This window comes from Ruegeria sp. YTSC003 (genome assembly GCF_059609785.1).
The window spans coordinates 28,697-45,695 of the sequence record NZ_JBXWMK010000002.1 but is presented as its reverse complement, the minus strand read 5'-3'; the positions used below and the strand labels follow the sequence as shown (position 1 = coordinate 45,695).

The window sequence follows — 16,999 nt, the reverse complement described above, 5'->3', positions numbered from 1 at the left end:
TCCTTTGCTCATCAATTTAGATGCATTTACATGTTAATTATCAACCCTGCAAATCAGAGAAATGTCATGAAGCTGTTTACCGCATCTGCCCTCGTCTTGGCACTGGCCACACCAGTCCTTGCCGAAACCTATCACTTTGATCAAAGTCACACCGAAATCCGGTTCTACTACAACCACGCGGGACTGACCGAACAATCCGGCGAATGGACCGCCGTATCCGGCACGGTCGAGTTTGACCCTGAAAATGTCACCGCAACCAGCGCGGATATCACAATCGACGCCTCAAGTGTCGAAACCGGTTGGGGGCCGCTCAACGATCACCTCAAAAGCGGTGACTTCTTCGATGTCGAAGCTTACCCAAACATCAAATTCGTCTCGACCTCGGCGGTGCAAACCGGTGCAAGCACCCTGCAAATGATCGGTGATTTGACAATCAAGGATCAGACCAAGCCCGCAACGCTTGAGATCGACCTGACCTTCATGGGCGAACATCCCCTGGCCGGATTTTTCGATTATTACAAAGGTGACTGGGTTGGCGTCGAAGCTGCTGGCCAGCTTTTACGCAGCGAATACGGCGTCGGGATGTTTGCCCCGGGAACGTCAGACTTGGTGAAGCTGAAAATCTCGGCCGAAATGCGCGCCGGCGGCTGGGAATAACTACCAGCGCCCCGTTGCCGCCTGGACCATCAGCGACAGGCGGCGGCGGATTTCACCCGGCCCAAGGGCTCCAGAGGCGACCCTGTCCGGGCGCGCAATGACCTGTTTTAGAACCAATTCAGTTTGCCAACCGGCATGAAACGCGGCAGCAGCTTTTGCCGAAACCGAGTGTCGTTGAGTACGTGCCTGTTTCAAACGCCCGTACGCTTTTTCAGCCAGACGTTGAACACCCGCAGGCGTTCCATCCAGCAGCGGAATTCGCCCACGCGCTTCCAGATCCGGAATGGCGCGCAACCAATTGGCGACCCCAACGGCATAGCCAAAGTCCCGCACGACATCCTCATCCGCCGACCCAAGCGCTTGTGCCGCTACCACCGTGAGCGTGCCCGCGCTGTGGTTTATGTACGCGTCGAAATGATCTTCGTCCTCGAACGGGTCGCGATAGATATCCCAACGCCTTACGGCCACATATTCATCCATCATCGACGCAAGATGAGGGGACAAGACACGCGACAGCGGCGTAACGATCTCATGCCGACGCACGGTTGGACCTTCGGCAATCTCTTGTAAAGCATCGCGCCACCATTGCAGGCGCATCTCGGCAATCATCGGTTCTTGCGTCACCCAAGGTGCCCGGGCGACCTCGATATTTAACGCATAGATCGGAAACAACACCGCCCTGGCGGACACTGGTGCCGCCATGGCCGCCATGAACCGGTCGGGATCGGCCCGATGCAACAGCGCGGCACAGGCCTTGACGTCATCGTCAAAAGGCGCACTCACTCGGCGACTGCCGACTGTGGGCCGCAATCGCGCACGAGTTTCCATTGGATCGCATCCAGCAACGCCTCGAACGAGGCGTCGACTATGTTCGCGCTGACGCCGACGGTGGACCACCGGCGCCCCTGCCCGTCTTCACTATCGATGATGACGCGGGTCACGGCCTCGGTGCCGCCCTGCGTGATACGTACCTTGAAGTCGACCAAGTGCATATCATCCAATATCCGCGAATACTGCCCCAGATCCTTGGCCAGCGCCTTGGCCAGCGCGTTCACCGGACCCCGGTCACCGCCGGACCCATCCAGAGACTCGCTGACCGACAGTTTCTTTTCACCATCGACCTTCACCACAACAACGGCCTCAGACAAACTGACCATCTTGTTGTACTTGTTCTTGCGCCGTTCAACGGTGACCTTGTACCGCTTTACCTCAAAGAATTGAGGCAGTTGACCCAGTTCGTCCCGCGCCAGCAGCTCAAAGCTGGCCTGCGCGGTGTCGTAGGAATAACCTTCCGCCTCACGCAACTTGATCCGTTCGAGGATACGGCCCAGGGACGGGTCACCGGGTTCGACCGACAAACCGGCCTCGATCAAGCGCTGGCGCAGGTTCGACTGCCCCGCCTGGTTCGACATCGGAATGATCCGTGTGTTCCCAACCGACGCCGGATCCACATGTTCATAGGTCGTCGGGTCCTTGAGGATCGCGCTGGCATGCAGCCCTGCCTTGTGCGCAAATGCGGACGCCCCGACATAGGCCGATTGCTTGCTGGGCACCCGATTCAGGATCTCGTCCAGCATGCGGCTGACGCGGGTCAGACCCGCCAGCGCTTCGACACTGACGCCGATGTCAAAGTTCGATGCATAAGGTTCCTTCAGCAGCAGCGTCGGGATCAATGAGGTCAGGTTCGCATTTCCGCAACGCTCTCCCAATCCGTTCAAGGTTCCCTGAACCTGCCGCGCGCCCGCATCGACAGCCGCCAAAGAACAGGCCACCGCGTTTTCCGTATCGTTGTGGGTATGGATACCCAGCCGGTCCCCCGGCAGGCCCGCCGCGACCATCTCGGACACGATCTGCGACACTTCTGCGGGCAAAGCGCCCCCATTGGTGTCACACAAAACAACCCAGCGCGCACCGGCATCCATCGCGGCCCGACAGACCTCAAGCGCATAGGCCGGATTGTCCTTGTAGCCGTCAAAGAAATGCTCGGCATCAAACAGCGCCTCGCGCCCCTGCGCTACGATATGTGCAATCGAGGCGCGTACGTTCTCGACATTCACATCCAATGAGATGCCAAGCGCATGGGTCACGTGGTAATCGTGCGACTTACCAACCAGACACACAGCCCGCGTACCCGCGTTCATCACCGCCGCCAGAACATCGTCATTCTCTGCCGACCGGCCCGACCGTTTGGTCATCCCAAAGGCGGTCAAACAGGCCGACGTTTTGGGAGCTGCATCGAAAAACGCACTATCCGTCGGGTTCGCCCCCGGCCAGCCGCCCTCGATATAGTCTACGCCTAACTCGTCCAGAGCCTGCGCGATCTGCACCTTCTCAGCGGTCGAGAACTGCACACCCTGTGTCTGCTGCCCGTCGCGCAGAGTAGTGTCGTAGAGGTAGAGGCGTTCTTTAGTCATCATACGCCCTCCAGCTTGGCCGCATCGAACCCGGTGCCCGGAACCAGTTCGACCCCGTCCTTACTCATGCGTACTTCCAGCCCTGCTGCAACATAGGCCGCTTTCAGACGGTCAACCTCCGAGAAGTCCTTGTTCTGCATTGCACTCGCGCGGGCATCGGCCAACCGATCTGCGTGAGACGACAGGTCCACCGACGCTGTGTCAGCCCATGCTCCCATTTCTGACAACAATAGGCCCAGCACCTGTGCGCTCGCCAACAATCCCGCCGCATCACCATCTGCAGCCAAACGGTGCAACTCTGTGAGCGCGCCCGCAGTGTTCAGGTCATCGCTGAGTGCAGCGACCACAGCAGGCGCAGCGCTGGCGGCGGGCTCCATGCCCGCTGTCAGCGCCCGCCATTTGCGCAGCGTCGCCTCAGCCTCACGCGCCTTTTTCTCGGTCCAATCCATCGGCTTGCGATAATGCGTCTGCAGGAAGACAAACCGGATCACCTCGCCCGGCACGCCCTGCTCCAGCAAGTCATGTACGGTGAAGAAGTTGCCCAGCGATTTGGACATCTTCTTGCCTTCCACCTGCAACATCTCATTATGCAACCAGTACCGCGCGAACTCACCGTGCGGATGGGCGCATTTGCTCTGCGCGATCTCATTTTCATGATGCGGGAACATCAGGTCGTTTCCGCCGCCGTGAATATCAAAGCTCTCACCCAGCAGTTCATAGCTCATGGCCGAGCATTCGATGTGCCAGCCCGGACGACCACGGCCCCAAGGCGAGTCCCACCCCGGCAACTCATCGGTTGAGGGCTTCCACAGCACGAAATCCATCGGGTTCCGCTTGTACGGCGCAACCTCAACCCGGGCACCAGCGATCATGTCATCCACCGACCGACCAGACAAAGCGCCATAGTGTTCCTTCCAGCGGTCAACCGCGAACAAAACGTGCCCTTCGGCTGCGTAGGCGTGACCCTTCGCGATCAAATCCTCAATCATCGCAACCATTTGCGCGATGTACTGAGTCGCACGCGGCATCTCGTCGGGCTCAAGCGCGCCCAACGCACCCATGTCGTGCAGATACCAGCCGATGGTTTCATCCGACCGCTCCTGCACCAACTGCTCCAGCGTGCCCTCAGCACCCGCCTTCTGGCGTGCCAGCGCGGTTGCGTTAATCTTATCATCCACGTCGGTGAAATTGCGCACATAGGTCACGTGATCCGCGCCGTAGACATGGCGCAGCAATCGATAGAGCACGTCAAAAACCACCACGGGCCGCGCGTTGCCCAGATGGGCGCGATCATAGACCGTAGGTCCGCAGACATACATCCGCACGTTATCGGCACTGATCGGAACGAAATCTTCTTTCGCCCGTGTCCGTGTGTTGTGCAGTTTGATTGTCGTCATCGGTCGGCTCCTAAAGACAGCAAATGCTTGCGCTTGGCGCGGGCTTAGCAACTTGTCTCAGGGATGAAAACGAAAGAAACCGGCCCGCTTGATAAATCAGCAGGTAATGCAGCAGATAATGATGCAGGTCATACGGTTCATGTCCTCCCCCTAGCATGGACAACGCGTTCAGCCAAGACTTGAGTTCAATCTCAAGGTGGCGCACCCTTTCGGCCATGAGCCGAGAATTTGTCAATTCCATCTGCCGCACGTTTCCAGGCGCTGACCTTTCCGACCCTTGGGGCGGAGGCCATGATGCCTGGAAGGTTGGCGGCAAGATGTTTGCCTGCATCGGCACCGCCAACGATGGCGTGTCCGTCAAAACGCCTGATATCGAGACAGCTCAGATGCTGATCGAAGCAGGCGTCGGTACCAAAGCCCCCTATTTTCATCACAGCTGGATCCGCCTGCCGTTTGGCTGTGACGAGGATGAGATGCGTCATCGGCTGGCCACATCCTACGATCTGGTGCGGTCTTCCCTGACGAAAAAAGTGCAGTCCACTTTACCCCCACGAAGCTGATTGACATTTTCCAATGCCTCTGGCCCATTCTGCGCTGAAGACAAGATCGGAGCGTGCCATGAAACTGTCGCAGCGTATCACTCATCTGACCGGAGGTGGCAGTGATGGGTGGGATGTATTTTACCGCGCGCGCCGGATGATCAGCGAAGGGCACGTCATTACTGAACTCACCATTGGTGAGCATGACATTCGCACGCACCCGACCATTCTGGATGCCATGGATCTATCGGCACGTCAGGGAAACACCGGCTACGCTGTGGTGCCCGGGTCTGATTTGCTGCGCGATACTGTTGCCGCGCGCATTCAGGGCCGCACTGGTCAGAAGACAAGCCGAAACAACGTGTTGATCACCCCGGGCGGCCAATCTGCCCTTTTTGCTGCCCACGTGGCGGTGTGCGATCCCGGTGATGTCGGTCTGTATCTCGATCCCTATTACGCGACATACCCCGGCACGATCCGGGGCGCCGGTGCGACAGCCCGGGCCATCCAGACCACCGCCGAGGATGCATTCCAGCCGCGCGCGCAGCAGATCGATGCGGCGGCAGATGGTGCGGTTTCGCTATTGATCAACAGCCCGAACAACCCCACTGGCGTCGTATATTCGCGCGAGACACTGAACGGTATCGCAGGTGTCTGCCGTGACCGCGACCTGTGGCTGATCTCAGATGAAGTTTACGACACGCAGGTCTGGGAAGGTGAGCATATCTCACCACGTACCCTGCCCGGAATGGCCGAGCGTACCTTGGTCGTTGGTTCGATGTCCAAGTCACACGCGATGACCGGGTCCCGATGCGGTTGGGTGGTCGGCCCTGAAGAGGTGATCACCCATCTCATCAATCTGGCAACGCACACAACTTACGGCGTGCCCGGGTTCATTCAGGACGCCGCCAGTTTTGCTTTGAGCGCGGGTCATGATCTTGAAGAGGAAATCGCTGCCCCGTTCCGGCGTCGTCGCGCATTGGCGGTCGACATTATGGCTCAACAAAACATCGTCGGCCTGGTGCCCGCGCAGGGTGCGATGTACCTGATGCTGGACATTCGGGCCACCGGGATGAGCGGCGAGGACTTTGCCAACGCGCTGCTGGACACTCACGCAATTGCTGTCATGCCGGGTGAAAGTTTTGGCGAGGCGGCGGCAGGTCACGTGCGCGTTGCTATGACAATTGACGACGACCGCTTTGCCGCAGCACTCAGAACGATCTGCGAATTCGCAACCGGCTTGGCGGAAAGTCACGCGGCGGAATAGACGGCCTTAAAACCGGAAGGTTGTACGCAGGTTGAACACGTTGGCGTCAATATCGCCCTGGCTTCGTGTGACGTCGTTAAAATTCTGTCGCAAGGCCTCACCACTGATGACGAAATTGTCGCCGATGGGATAGGCAATTCCGATGCCGTACACTGCAGCGGTGTCATTTTCCGGTGACGCATCCAATCGGGCCGCGCCCACGACGACATAGCCCAAGGCCGGTCCGAAATCATAACCACCGCGCAACTTAAGGCGGGTCAGACTGTCCACGCTGCCTTCACCCTGCCCCAGATCAAGCGAGAGCCGGTTGTACTCCAACTCACCGCCAAGAACGAAATTACCGAAGTCATGATCATAACCGACAAGCGGGCCAAAAGTCGTGTCGTTTCCGCCAGAGCTATTTGGGCCATCAACATCCGCATAGCCAAAGCTGAAGCCCGCATACGCCCCTGTCCAATCCTCTGCATATACCGGTGCAATGCCGATTGTCAGGCAAGTGGTCATGAGGGCCATCAGGGCTTTCATCAACCTCTCCAAAATTCCTTGTAGCGCGCCCACCAAACGATAGGCTTCATCACATAAAACTTGGTCTGCAATCGTTAAAAATCCATTGAGATCACGGACCACTCTTAAATAAGTGATAGAAGCTTAACAGAATTTCCCACATTCGGGAAAAAACTTTACCCCACGGCAAGAACGTGATGCCGACAGGGCACAACACTTCGTTTTTGGCCCCTCAGGTCGCAAACAGGACAGATTGTGCACCCTCGTATTGAGAGAGTTCACATCACCAAATGAGGACCCGCATGCAAAGTGACGTTTGGAAGATTCGCCTGATCAGCCGTACCATTGGTGCGGATCGTGGGCGTGCCGCGCGTGGGCGGCCGGTTGTGGTCTGAGTACACTCACCCTGAACGTACTTTCTCGACCGGACCTAAAATTATGAACGAACAATCCCGAAATACATCGCGCAGCGGCGGTCGTGCCGCGCGCCGTGCAGCCCGTGCCACAGCGCTACCCGAACATCTGCGCCCGATCCGCCCCGGCATGGAGGGCGGCACGCTGAAGGTGCTGACCCCGGCGCAGATCGAGCGTATTCACCAGGCCGCGCTGACCGCGCTGGAAACAATTGGTCTGGCGGACGCTCCACAAAGCGGGATCGACTATCTTGTCGGCGCTGGCTGTATCTTGGGTGACGACGGGCGTATCCGCTTCCCCCGCGCTTTGGTGGAAGACACAATCGCCAAGGCCAATCGCTCGGTCACCTTGCATTCAAGGGATGGCAATTCCGATCTGGAACTGTCGGGCAACCGCGTCCACTTTGGCACTGCCGGCGCAGCTGTCAGCATGGTTGACGTGCACGGCCAGGAATACCGGGATTCGACCCTTCAAGACCTGCACGACGCGTCCCGAATCTGTGAACAACTTGAAAACATTCACTTTGTTCAGCGCCCAATGGTGTGCCGCGACATCGCCGACAACCTCGAGATGGATTTGAACACCGTCTACGCCACCACGTCCGGAACGTTCAAACATATCGGCACGTCCTTCACCGAACCCAGCCATGTGGCCCCTGCGATTGAGATGCTGCACATGATCGCTGGTGGCGAGGATAAGTGGCGAGAACGGCCCTTTATGTCGAACTCGAACTGCTTTGTTGTTCCGCCGATGAAGTTCGCGACCGAAAGCTGCGAGGTGATGGAAGAATGCATCAAGGCAGGAATGCCCGTTCTGCTGCTATCGGCCGGAATGGCCGGCGCCACCGCGCCTTCGACAATCGCCGGTGCTATTGCGCAGGCCACCGCCGAATGCCTGGCCGGGTTGGTTTATGTAAACGCCGTAAGTCCCGGCGCACCCGCGATTTTTGGCACCTGGCCCTTTGGCCTTGATCTGCGCACAGGTGCGATGTCCATCGGGTCTGGCGAACAAGCACTCCTGACAGCGGGCTGCGCCCAAATGCACCACTTCTACGACTTGCCGGGCGGCGCGGCCGCCGGTGCATCGGATGCGAAACTGCCCGACATGCAAGCCGGGTGGGAGCAGATGTGCTCGAACGTCATGGCCGGGCTTTCGGGTTTGAACATGGTGTATGAGTCCGCGGGCATGCATGCCTCGCTGCTGGGATTCTGCCATGAAAGCCTGATCCTCAGCGATGATTTAATCGGGCAAGCACAACGCTGTGTACGCGGCATCGAAGTGACGGACGAAACGCTGGCACTGGATCAGATGGCCGAAGTCTGTATCGGAGGACCCGGTCACTATCTGGGAACCGATGCAACGCTGAGCCGGATGCAGGCGGACTATGTCTACCCGACTTTTGGCGACCGGTCGTCTCCGAAGGAATGGGTCGAAATTGGCAAGCCCGATTTGATCGAAAAGGCGGTGAAGCGGAAGGAAGAGATTCTCTCGACGCCGTCTCCGGCCAGATTCGATCCGCTTTTGGATGCCGAACTGCGCGGCAGGTTTAACATTTACTTGCCGGCGTAACCCATTGAAATATGGCGGCCCGTGGGGGTACGGGCCGCCGATGCCTTCGCGGGATTAACCGTTGCTGGGCGGTAGCAACCCTGCTTCCTGCGCGATGGCAATTTCATCTGCGTCCAGCGACCCGTCGCCGTTGGCGTCCATCGCCGAGAAACCATCGGCGTCAACTTCGGGCAGAACGGCCTGAACTTCTTCTATGGTCAGAACTCCGTCGCCATTGGTGTCCGCCGAGGACTGCGCGGCAGCCATCGCCGGCAGGCCCAATACGAATGCGGAAATGATTGCCAGGTTTTGCGGTTTCATTGTGATGCCTCCTAAGTGGTATTTGTGTGTGTTTTCGTCCGGACAGGCACCACAGACACCAAATCAATGAACGTCGTCACCCCAACCCGGCAACACGTCCTGTTTCGCGCCATTCTCCGCGTGTTTGTCCGAGTCGCGTCTGCAATCAACCGCTGGGCGAAACGTCCAATCCACGTTTCGGCGGTTCTTGCCCGATGCGCCTGTGCCGTTCCGGCAAGGCCCTGCCTAAATCACCGACTCGGAGGGGCAAAAAGAAAGGGGGCCGAAGCCCCCTGTCAGTTTCGCCATCCAGGCTCCATTCGTTGACCGCCCGGTGTTTTGTTTGCCTGCGGCCTGGACGTCGCATGGGACGAGCGCACCCGTCCCGTGAGAGAGTGGGAAAGAGCAAATATTCCGCCCCACCCTGTTCCCGGTCGACACGGGCATGTCGACCGAGTGGACCAAGGCGTATTTGGTAAGTCTCAACGCCTTGCTCCGTGTTCGTCGGGATCGGACATCCGAGGGGAAACCCTGATCCCTACACCCCGCCTGACGGGGCGTTTTCCTTAGCTACACCCGCTGGTCGCCCCGCAGGTATTGCACTTCATGCAGGTGCCATTGCGCACCAGCGTGTAGTTTCCGCATTCGCCGCAAGGATCGCCCTCGTACCCTTGCATCTTGGCCTTGGTCCGTGCGTCCATGCCCGTGGCAACGGCAGTTTCCGCAACCGGAGCTTCAAATTGCGCTGCCGGTTCTGCCATGCCGTTCACTTCGGGTTGGCCGCCGTTGAACACCACCAGATCCTGCGGCAGACGCTTGCGCAGATAACCGGTCGAGCTGATTTGTTTCAACACCTCCAAGGACTTGGACGCGGCGCTGTCGCTGATCTCAGATACGTTGGACAGACCATCTTCCTCGCCGCGGCCCAGATCATCAAATGTGGCACCTTCGGGTTTCACATGGGCCAGATCGGTGCGATCCAGATAGGACACGGCCAATTCGCGGAAGATGTAATCCAGGATCGAGGTCGCGTTCTTGATCGAGTCGTTGCCCTGCACCATTCCCGCCGGTTCAAACTTGGTGAAGGTAAAGGCGTCGACGAATTCTTCCAGCGGCACACCGTATTGCAGGCCAACCGACACTGCTATGGCAAAGTTGTTCATCATCGCCCGGAAGCCAGCGCCCTCCTTATGCATGTCGATGAAGATTTCGCCCAGCTTGCCGTCTTCGAACTCACCTGTCCGCAGATAGACCTTGTGGCCACCGACGATCGCTTTCTGGGTGTAACCCTTGCGGCGATGCGGCAGTTTCTCACGATGGCTGCGGATGATTTCCTTGACGACGACCTTCTCAATAACCTTTTCGGCGAGAACGACGGCTTTTTCATGGGCCGTGCCGCTCTCCAGCACCTCTGCCGCCTCGTCGTCATCCTCGACCAGTGCGGCTGCCAGCGGCTGCGACAGTTTCGAACCGTCACGATACAGTGCATTGGCCTTCACACCGAGCGACCAGCTGAGCTCATAAGCCTTCTGGCAATCCTCGATGGTTGCGTCATTCGGCATGTTGATCGTTTTGCTGATCGCACCCGAGATGAAGCTTTGGGCCGCGGCCATCATGGTGATGTGGCTATCAACCCCAAGGAAACGCTTACCTTTCTTGCCGCACGGGTTGGCGCAGTCGAAGATCGAATAATGCTCTTCCTTCAAGTGCGGCGCGCCTTCCAGCGTCATGGTTCCGCAGACATGGTCGTTGGCCGCGTCGATATCCGCCTTGGTAAAGCCCAGATGGCGCAGCAGATCGAAGGTCGGATCATTTAGCTTGGTCGCCGGGATGCCCAGAACGCCGGTGCAGAAATCCTCGCCCAGTGTCCACTGGTTGAAGACGAACCGGATATCAAAGGCGCTTTCCAGTGCGGCATCCACCTTGGCCAGCTCATTTGGGCCAAACCCGTGACCCGTCAGCGAGGTGTGGTTAATCCCCGGCGCGTTGCCGATGGTGCCGTGACCAACCGCGTAACCCACGATCTCTTCAATCTGAGACGAGGAATAGCCCTGCTTTTCCAGCGCCGACGGCACCGAGCGGTTGATGATCTTAAAGTAACCGCCACCCGCGAGCTTTTTGAACTTCACCAGAGCAAAGTCGGGCTCGATCCCGGTCGTGTCGCAATCCATCACCAGACCAATGGTGCCGGTGGGCGCGATTACCGTGGCTTGCGCGTTACGATAGCCGTTTTTCTCGCCAAGGCTCAGCGCCTCGTCCCAAGCCGACATCGCCAGATCGACCAGACGCTTGTCCGGGCAGTTGCCATGGTCCAGAGGCACCGGCTTCACGGCCAGTTTCTCATACCCATCGGTCACACCTTGCGAGGCACGGCGGTGGTTGCGGATGACGCGCAGCATGTTGTCTGCGTTGCGCTCATAGCCCTTGAAGGGTCCAAGCTCTCCGGCAATCTCGGCCGAGGTGGCATAGGCCACACCGGTCATGATCGCGGTCAGTGCGCCACAGATCGCCCGACCCTCATCCGAGTCGTAGCTGTAACCCATGTTCATCAGCAGACCGCCGATGTTGGCATAGCCCAGACCCAAGGTGCGGAAATCATAGGACAGTTGCGCGATTTCTTTGGATGGGAACTGCGCCATCGTGACTGAGATTTCCAGCGTCAGGGTCCACAGGCGCGAGGCGTGCATGTAGTCTTCCGCCTGGAACTCACCATCCTTGAGGAAGGTCAGCAGGTTCATCGACGCCAGGTTACAGGCCGTGTCATCGAGGAACATGTATTCCGAGCAAGGGTTCGAGCCGCGGATTGCCCCGTCTTCGGGGCAAGTGTGCCATTCATTAACGGTGTCATGGAACTGGATACCCGGATCAGCACAGGCCCATGCCGCATGGCCGACTTTCTCCCACAGATAGCGCGCCTTGACGGTCTTGGAAACCTTGCCATCCGTCCGGTTGATCAGTTCCCAATCCGCATCTTTTTCAACTGCGGTCAGGAATGCGTTGGTCACACGGATCGAGTTGTTCGAGTTCTGGCCCGAGACCGAGCTGTAGGCTTCCGAATCCCAATCCGTATCGTAGGTCGGGAACTCGATGCTGTCGTGGCCCTGCTTTGCATAATCAAGCACGCGCTTGATATAAGTCTCGGGGATCGCAACCTTTTTGGCCTCGCGAACCGCTTTCTTCAAGCTGTCATTCTTGTTGGGATCATACGCATCGTCCTGCGCACCATCCCATGAGCGGATGGCCTCGAAAATGCCGTTCAGCATCTTCTCGTGCATCTTCGATCCGGCAACGATCGAGGCCACCTTCTGCTCTTCGATCACCTTCCATTCGATGAATTTCTCGATGTCCGGGTGATCGGCATCGACGATTACCATCTTTGCTGCTCGACGGGTTGTCCCGCCTGATTTGATCGCGCCAGCGGCGCGGTCGCCGATCTTGAGAAAGCCCATGAGGCCCGAGGACTTGCCGCCACCTGACAGTGCTTCGCCTTCTGCGCGCAAGTGGCTGAAATTGGTCCCGGTACCCGAGCCGTATTTAAACAGGCGCGCCTCGCGCACCCATAGATCCATGATGCCGCCTTCGTTCACTAGATCATCATCAACGGACTGGATGAAGCATGCGTGCGGCTGCGGATGTTCGTAAGCGGATTTCGACTTGGTCAGCTTGCCGGTTTTGTAGTCGACATAGTGGTGACCCTGCGCAGGACCGTCGATTCCGTAAGCCCAGTGCAGACCGGTGTTGAACCACTGCGGGCTGTTCGGCGCGGCGCGCTGTGTCGCCAGCATATAACGCATCTCGTCAAAGTAAGCGCGCGCATCTTCCTCGGTCGAGAAATAGCCACCTTTCCAGCCCCAATAAGCCCAGGCTCCTGCAAGGCGGTCAAAAACCTGCTTCGAAGACGTCTCGCCATCAAATTCTGCGCCATCGGCGGGGACCGAACGCCACAGGAATTCGGGGACGTCTTTTTCCTTAACTTTCTTCAGCTTGGACGGGACGCCTGCTTTGCGGAAATACTTTTGCGCAATGACGTCGCTGGCAACCTGGCTCCAGCGCGTGGGCACTTCGATGTTGTCCAGGCGAAAAACGATGGTGCCATCCGGGTTTCGGATCTCAGACGTTGCTGAGACAAAGTCCAGTTCCGCATAAGCGTCCTGCCCCGGTTTCGTAAATTTCCTGTCAATCTTCATGTCCGCACGCCCTAGATTCAATCAACTTGTCTTTCAGCGTCAGGTCCTCAGACGCGGACCGATCGCCATGCCGTATAAAATTGGGCGCAATTGACCAGCCGCTGCATTCCGCAGCGCAAAACCGATCAAACGGTTGCACGTTACTATGATGTGCTTTCCGACCCTCGCCCTGTGCCTTATACTGGTTTTGGTACCAGATTTTGTGGCATCCCTTCCGGCCCATACAACTTGACGTATCGACCCATAGATCGTCAACGCCATTTTTAAGTCATTTTTGATATCTTTTGTGTTGACCCATTTCTGACAACTTGCTTCGGGACACCCTGTTCTGATTCCTCCACAGGTTCATCCACCACGTGCGCACGTCGATTCCCAAAACCTGCGGGTAAATTAACTGTGTTTCCCGGCACAGTTATCGGAATTTGATAATCTAACGCTAAGGTGTCTACGTTGAATGAGAATCACGAAGCGGTCATTTTGAACCGCGGCGCTGGGTAAACCGCCGGGCGCGATCACTCAAAGGGGAGCGGACAGATGTCGTTGTTACGTTTAATTCCGATTCTGGCCCTGATCGTGGCCTGTACACCACAAGATGTGCCCCCACCGGCGCGCAGCGCTCAATTCGACAGCTACCCCAAAAAACTGTTCGACACGTTCGAGATCAGTTGCGACGGCCCGGGCGAGCGCTTTGAAAAAACCGGGAATCGGGTATTTGAATGCACCGAGTTTCTGCCCCCGGACACAACCGCGTTTCTGATTCTCAACTATGACGGATACCCTCAGGACCTGCCCAAAAGCGTGATGCGGCTGACAACGACCAAGAACAACTCGGGCTACCGTGTCGATGCCGAGCTGTATTTCAACGTCCCACGCAAAAGCGGCCCGTCGGTCAAAGTACCAGTGGAAAGCGAAACGCTGGATAAGGCGCTTGGCGCGCTTTACCAAGCGTTGGGTGGATCGCCAACATAAGTGGAAGAAGTGGTCGGGGCGGCAGGATTCGAACCTACGACCCCCTGTACCCAAAACAGGTGCGCTACCAGACTGCGCCACGCCCCGAACCGTGCGCCTTCCTAACCATGCCAATCTGATTTGAAAAGCCCTAACAGGACCAAATTGCAGGACCTTGCGAAAAAATTTCGTGCCGCATGACGGTTCCGGGCTTAATTGAGTAGCGCGCGGCGAGTCCCGCGTTGATTTCGAGAACCGCAAAGACGGAATCGCCACCTTCGATTGGTGTCAGATCACCGGGAATCGCACCTTGATGAACATGCGTCACGGTCCCAGCCCTATCGATGAAAATGATGTCCAAGGGAATCAGTGTGTTCTTCATCCAGAACACCACCGGTTGCGGCGGGTCAAAAACGAACAGCATGCCCGAACGGTTTGGCAGCGACTCGCGGAACATCAGTCCACGCGACCGATCCTGCGGGCTAATCGCCAATTCGATATTGAATCGGATCTGCGCCGAGTCGTTCTTGATGTCGATCTGATCAGGCTTGCACGCAGCCCAGGTCATTCCGGACCAAAGCAACAAAATCGCTAATAGACCCGGAAGAAACTTTGGCATGAATCACTCAGTCGTCCAAAGCAGCTTCCCAGGCCAATACCTGAGCCGCCATACGTCCACGCTTGCCACTAATGACACGCATCGCGAGGGCCTCGCCCGGCTGCAGATCCGACAGGCCGGAGCGGCGCAGCACTTCGATATGCAGGAACACGTCTTCACCGCGGCCAAAAACATTGGCAAACCCAAAGCCTTTGCCTTTGTCGAACCATTTGACTCGCGCGGCCTCTAGCGGGGCAGCGGCGATCTCAACAGGATCAAGCTCGGCAAAATCAGCCAGCATCATCGTGTCCGTCCGGGCGGGCGGATCGACACTGATGACCTCAACCGCCTGAACACCACGGTCCGTGCGATGGGTCATGATTTCTATGCCCGCACCATCCGCGACCGAACTTTGGCCGAAATTGCGCAACACATTGACGTGCAACAAAATATCCGGACCGCCCTCATCAGACACAACAAATCCGAATCCCTTTGCAGGGTCGAACCATTTCACGTGTCCACGGACGCGGTACATGTTGTTCAGATCTTCTGGCACGGCGTTCCCATCGCGAAAATTGTCATTTCGTTAAGGGTCCGATGTGTATGGGAATGGCGCGCAAATTCAAGCTGAAAAAACCTTTTGTTTTCGGCCTCTTGCATTTCACGATACGCGAACGTCATGGATTCAACCTCTGTATCTGCCAGTCGGAACCCACTTGATCCCGCTGCCATCGGAACCTGTCGTGCAACCGAAAGGCCCCATCGGCCCAGAATTCGATTTCGGTTGGCACCAGCCGATAGCCGCCCCAGAACGGCGGGCGTGGCGGGTTCGGGCCCAACTTGGCTGTTACCTTGGCCACCTCGGCCATCAGAACCGAGCGACTGCTGAGAGGCTGAGACTGCTTGGACGCCCAGGCCCCCAATCGGCTTTTTAGCGAGCGGGACGCATAATACTCATCTGCCTGCGGCCCGCTTTCTCTGGTTATTGTACCACGAACTCGGATTTGCCGCCGCAGAGATTTCCAATGCATCACAAAAGCAGCTTTTCCGGCGCTGTCTAACTCGGCCGCCTTGGCACTTTCGTAGTTGGTGTAGAACACAAAAGCTGCCGGTTCGATCTCTTTCAGAAGAACCATGCGAACATTCGGCATGCCGTTCGAATCGACGGTCGCCAAAGCGATCGCATCCGGATCGTTCGGTTCATTCTCTTTGGCCTCAGCCAGCCACCGCCCCGCTATTTCAAACGGATCGGTGCCGGCAAATATGCCGCTACGTTCGCTCATTCCCATCCCCTGGAAACTAATAAAGTCCACCCTAGGGCGAGAACCCGCCACGGGCAAGAGCGCGCGGCCTTGATGCAGCGCACCCAATGGCATAAACCATCCCAACATAACGCGAAGACAGGCGGAGAACCAAACATGTCAAATCAGTTGATGGCCGGCAAACGCGGCCTCATCATGGGACTGGCCAATGATAAATCAATCGCATGGGGAATAGCCCGTGCTTTGTCCGAATCCGGAGCGGAGCTGGCTTTTTCATATCAAGGCGACGCACTTAAGAAACGCGTTGATCCACTGGCGGCACAGCTTGGCAGCGAAATTGTTCTGCCCTGCGACGTCAGTGACGAAGAATCGATTGATGCGCTCTTCACATCTTTGGAAGCGAAATGGGGCAAGCTGGACTTTGTTGTTCACGCCATCGGTTTTTCGGACAAGAACGAACTGCGGGGCCGCTACGTCGACACGTCGCGTGCGAACTTCAAACTGACCATGGACGTGTCGGTCTATTCCTTCACCGCCGTGATGCAACGGGCCGAGAAGATGATGTCCGAGGGCGGCAGCGCAATTACTCTGACCTATTATGGTGCTGAGCAGGTGATGCCGCACTATAACGTGATGGGTGTCGCCAAAGCCGCGCTTGAGGCTTCGGTCAAATACCTGGCCGAGGATCTGGGCAAGGACGGTATCCGCGTGAATTCGATCTCGGCCGGTCCGATCAAGACGCTGGCCGCCAGCGGTATCGGCGACTTCCGCTATATTATGAAATGGAACGAGTATAACTCGCCCCTGCGTCGCAACGTGACCATCGACGATGTCGGCAAATCAGCTCTGTATCTTCTGTCTGACCTCAGCAGCGGCGTGACCGGTGAAAACCTGCATGTGGATTCGGGTTATCACATTGTCGGCATGAAAGCCGTCGACGCACCTGACGTCGAAAAGGGATAAA

15 protein-coding genes and 1 tRNA gene are annotated in these 16,999 nt (G+C 57.5%); 6 read left to right on the top strand and 10 right to left on the bottom strand.

Annotated features, from left to right (window positions below):
- The first annotated feature begins 66 nt into the window (after positions 1-66).
- Positions 67-657: a YceI family protein gene (locus AC2FFH_RS03945; protein ID WP_496843790.1), complete on the top strand. Its 591-nt coding sequence runs from the start codon at positions 67-69 to the stop codon at positions 655-657.
- On the opposite strand, the gene AC2FFH_RS03940 is transcribed toward AC2FFH_RS03945, so the two are convergent.
- Genes AC2FFH_RS03940 through cysS form a run of 3 tightly spaced genes read right to left on the bottom strand, consistent with a single transcriptional unit; the run spans position 658 to position 4,468 of the window.
- Positions 658-1,440 carry a squalene/phytoene synthase family protein gene (locus tag AC2FFH_RS03940; RefSeq protein WP_496727146.1) on the bottom strand — a complete coding sequence of 261 codons (783 nt, stop codon included), beginning with the start codon at positions 1,438-1,440 and terminating at the stop codon, positions 658-660.
- Entirely contained in the window at positions 1,437-3,071 is a 1,635-nt protein-coding gene (gene cimA / locus AC2FFH_RS03935; RefSeq protein WP_496764711.1) for a citramalate synthase, read from the bottom strand. The genes AC2FFH_RS03940 and cimA overlap by 4 nt, the downstream gene beginning before the upstream one ends.
- The gene (cysS, locus tag AC2FFH_RS03930) at positions 3,071-4,468 is read right to left on the bottom strand and encodes a cysteine--tRNA ligase (RefSeq protein WP_496843789.1); all 1,398 of its coding nucleotides are present in this window, start codon (positions 4,466-4,468) and stop codon (positions 3,071-3,073) included. The genes cimA and cysS overlap by 1 nt, the downstream gene beginning before the upstream one ends.
- 215 nt (positions 4,469-4,683) lie before the next feature.
- Between cysS and AC2FFH_RS03925 the strand changes: the two genes are divergently transcribed.
- Together AC2FFH_RS03925 and AC2FFH_RS03920 are read left to right on the top strand one after the other, a co-directional pair.
- Positions 4,684-5,028, top strand: a complete 345-nt coding sequence (locus AC2FFH_RS03925) for an MmcQ/YjbR family DNA-binding protein (protein WP_496727150.1) — start codon at positions 4,684-4,686, stop codon at positions 5,026-5,028.
- A 58-nt stretch (positions 5,029-5,086) separates the two neighbouring features.
- Positions 5,087-6,274, top strand: coding sequence for a pyridoxal phosphate-dependent aminotransferase (locus AC2FFH_RS03920; protein ID WP_496764707.1), 1,188 nt, complete (start codon positions 5,087-5,089; stop codon positions 6,272-6,274).
- Between the two features lie 6 nt (positions 6,275-6,280).
- On the opposite strand, the gene AC2FFH_RS03915 is transcribed toward AC2FFH_RS03920, so the two are convergent.
- The gene (locus AC2FFH_RS03915; RefSeq protein WP_496727152.1) at positions 6,281-6,799 is read right to left on the bottom strand and encodes an outer membrane protein; all 519 of its coding nucleotides are present in this window, start codon (positions 6,797-6,799) and stop codon (positions 6,281-6,283) included.
- Positions 6,800-7,216: 417 nt separating this feature from the next.
- Between AC2FFH_RS03915 and AC2FFH_RS03910 the strand changes: the two genes are divergently transcribed.
- Positions 7,217-8,761 carry a trimethylamine methyltransferase family protein gene (locus tag AC2FFH_RS03910; RefSeq protein WP_496764705.1) on the top strand — a complete coding sequence of 515 codons (1,545 nt, stop codon included), beginning with the start codon at positions 7,217-7,219 and terminating at the stop codon, positions 8,759-8,761.
- Between the two features lie 54 nt (positions 8,762-8,815).
- Here the strand turns inward: AC2FFH_RS03910 and AC2FFH_RS03905 are convergent, their stop codons facing one another.
- The gene (locus AC2FFH_RS03905; protein WP_108859061.1) at positions 8,816-9,061 is read right to left on the bottom strand and encodes an EF-hand domain-containing protein; all 246 of its coding nucleotides are present in this window, start codon (positions 9,059-9,061) and stop codon (positions 8,816-8,818) included.
- Between the two features lie 545 nt (positions 9,062-9,606).
- Complete coding sequence (locus AC2FFH_RS03900; protein WP_496843788.1) at positions 9,607-13,227, bottom strand: vitamin B12-dependent ribonucleotide reductase; 3,621 nt, start codon at positions 13,225-13,227, stop codon at positions 9,607-9,609.
- 534 nt (positions 13,228-13,761) lie between these two features.
- Here AC2FFH_RS03900 and AC2FFH_RS03895 point away from each other — a divergent pair.
- Positions 13,762-14,196, top strand: coding sequence for a hypothetical protein (locus tag AC2FFH_RS03895; RefSeq protein ID WP_496727156.1), 435 nt, complete (start codon positions 13,762-13,764; stop codon positions 14,194-14,196).
- A gap of 10 nt (positions 14,197-14,206) precedes the next feature.
- Here AC2FFH_RS03895 and AC2FFH_RS03890 read toward each other — a convergent pair.
- The 4 genes from AC2FFH_RS03890 to pdxH form a co-directional block, all read right to left on the bottom strand.
- Positions 14,207-14,283: transfer RNA gene (locus AC2FFH_RS03890), tRNA-Pro, on the bottom strand.
- A gap of 43 nt (positions 14,284-14,326) precedes the next feature.
- The gene (locus tag AC2FFH_RS03885; protein WP_496727157.1) at positions 14,327-14,794 is read right to left on the bottom strand and encodes a DUF192 domain-containing protein; all 468 of its coding nucleotides are present in this window, start codon (positions 14,792-14,794) and stop codon (positions 14,327-14,329) included.
- A gap of 7 nt (positions 14,795-14,801) precedes the next feature.
- Positions 14,802-15,308 (bottom strand): cold-shock protein, encoded by a 507-nt coding sequence (locus AC2FFH_RS03880; RefSeq protein ID WP_369934646.1) that lies wholly within the window; start codon positions 15,306-15,308, stop codon positions 14,802-14,804.
- A 142-nt stretch (positions 15,309-15,450) separates the two neighbouring features.
- Positions 15,451-16,056 carry a pyridoxamine 5'-phosphate oxidase gene (gene pdxH / locus AC2FFH_RS03875; protein ID WP_496843787.1) on the bottom strand — a complete coding sequence of 202 codons (606 nt, stop codon included), beginning with the start codon at positions 16,054-16,056 and terminating at the stop codon, positions 15,451-15,453.
- Between the two features lie 135 nt (positions 16,057-16,191).
- On the opposite strand from pdxH, the gene fabI reads away from it, so the two are divergent.
- A complete protein-coding gene (gene fabI / locus AC2FFH_RS03870) occupies positions 16,192-16,998 on the top strand; it encodes an enoyl-ACP reductase FabI (RefSeq protein ID WP_496764700.1) in 807 nt (268 codons plus the stop codon).
- The last annotated feature ends 1 nt before the right edge of the window (position 16,999 follow it).